Source organism: Moorena sp. SIO3I6, from assembly GCF_010672095.1.
In genome coordinates this window covers 1-1,171 of record NZ_JAAHHU010001547.1, presented here as the reverse complement: position 1 = coordinate 1,171, position 1,171 = coordinate 1, and the positions used below count along the sequence as shown (strand labels likewise).

The 1,171-nt window shown below is 42.4% G+C and carries 1 protein-coding gene; it reads right to left on the bottom strand.

Annotated elements, in window-relative coordinates; translation table 11 throughout:
- Nucleotides 1-105: 105 nt before the first annotated feature.
- Entirely contained in the window at nucleotides 106-729 is a 624-nt protein-coding gene (locus F6K49_RS51080; RefSeq protein ID WP_293110574.1) for a hypothetical protein, read from the bottom strand.
- Between the last annotated feature and the right edge of the window lie 442 nt (nucleotides 730-1,171).

The window sequence follows — 1,171 nt, the reverse complement described above, 5'->3', positions numbered from 1 at the left end:
ACTGCCGCTTAATGGCTGTGGTAAATCGGTACAGGATATCGTTCGCGTAGCGTCGGCATCCGCCGAGGAGCAGCAAGTCTCATTCGTGAGTTTGAGAAGCCCACATCATAATCTTTGATTTGATGTGGGAGTAGTCACAGCAGCTAATCCTAAGAAACCTAACAGTGATGTGGTTTCAGGAACAGGAGCGGGTTGAACATCAAGACTTTGGCTAACTGGATTAAAGAGATTGGTGACATCTATACCATTGGCATCAATTGCGGAGCTAACGGTAACTGCTAAGTCAGGCAATCCATCATTCTTAAACCCAGGCAGTACTTCGTAAGTTGCCCCAACTATTTCTAGAGTAGAGTTTGGAGAAACTCCAACTGAATCACTACGTTGAAAAAGTACTGTAGGTATTCCAAAGGGTGGGTTTTCTACTGGGCTCCCGCTAAAGTCTGAAAAAGCAGCTCGATCTGCATCTGTCCTAAATACGTCTAGAGTAATAAGCTCAGTAGGATCTTGTTGAAAAAGAAGGTCTAATGACTGTAAATTAGCAGTGAGACCGCTAGTATCTAAAGTGAAAAAGACATCAATGGTGTCACCAACATTGACTTGGAGGTCATTGATGGCATCTTGGTCTAATTGCGACCCAATTGGAGTGAATGATACGGAGGCTCCATAAGCTGGAGTAACTGCGATCGCTCCCAGGAATACTAAAGAAGCACTAATGTGAGTTAATTTCATATGTATTGATATAAAAAACTACTATCAATATTTAATCAAACATTCCTGGATTTAATTTTTAAGAGTCAGTAAAGTTAGCTAAAAGATTAAGTGATGAAAGTAAAAACTAATGATGAAAGAAAAAACTAACCCTAAATGCGATTGACCTTGGCCTTTGGGCCACGCGGGGCGCGTTTGGCCACGCTTCGCGAACGCATCTGAATATATAGCAGTCGCCAGGGCAGTTAGGACATGACAAAAGTCTCAAACCTAAGTAAGCGCAAGAGTTTGACTTCTGACTTCTGACTTCTGACTTCTGACTTCTGACTTCTGCTATATTTGAGGCTGATTCCCTGTCTTGATGCAGCGCAAAATTGCCGATAATCTATCCAAGATTTCGGCTCTAATAATATATTTAGTTGGTAAGTACCCCATGAGGCGTTCGCGTAGCGTGGCCTTTAGG

Coding starts and splice junctions, on each gene's coding strand:
- F6K49_RS51080 (WP_293110574.1), bottom strand. CDS start 729: ATGAAATTAACTCACATTAGTGCTTCTTTAGTATTCCTGGGAGCGATC.